Raw genomic sequence first — 575 nt, forward strand, 5'->3', positions numbered from 1 at the left:
GGAAGAGGCGCTGGGTTTTAGGTGGGGTTTATTGATCGCTTACCCTTTTTGTGCGGTCGCTGCGCTCCCATTTTGCACAAAAAGGTGCGTATAGTAGGCTGCCCCTAAACTCGGCGTTCAGGCTGTAGAAAAACTCTTAAAAACCAGTGGTTTTTGGTAGAATTTGGCCACCAAAGGGAGGGGATATGCCAAATTTCAGAAAGTACAACTACAGCCAGGACGCGATGATAGTCGTCAACTTCGAAGACCAGCTCCAGCCCGGCACTTTCGAGTTCACACTCCACCGCCTGATCGACGGCCATATCGATCTCTCCCCTTTTTACGACAAGTACAGCAACGATCAGGGCGGCAGAGCCGCATACGATCCAGCCATTCTTCTGAAGATCATCCTATTTGCCTACGCGAAAGGCATCACCTCCAGCCGCGAGATCCAGTGGCAGTGTGAAAACAGCATCATCTTCAAGGCCCTCTCCTGCGACGCAGTTCCACATTTCAGTAGTATCGCCAGCTTTGTCAGCGGCTACCCCGACGCTATCGAGTCCGTCTTCGAGCAGGTACTGCTGGTTTGCGACCAG

At 52.3% G+C, this 575-nt stretch carries 1 protein-coding gene; it reads left to right on the forward strand.

Translation table 11 applies throughout. The annotated features are described in order from the left end of the window. Positions 1-185 precede the first annotated feature (185 nt). Positions 186-575: transposase (locus OQE62_RS19390; protein ID WP_265723694.1), on the forward strand; the 390-nt coding region annotated here is incomplete at its 3' end.

It is taken from the genome of Microbulbifer halophilus, assembly GCF_026183675.1.
Taxonomy (GTDB): Bacteria; Pseudomonadota; Gammaproteobacteria; order Pseudomonadales; family Cellvibrionaceae; genus Microbulbifer; species Microbulbifer halophilus.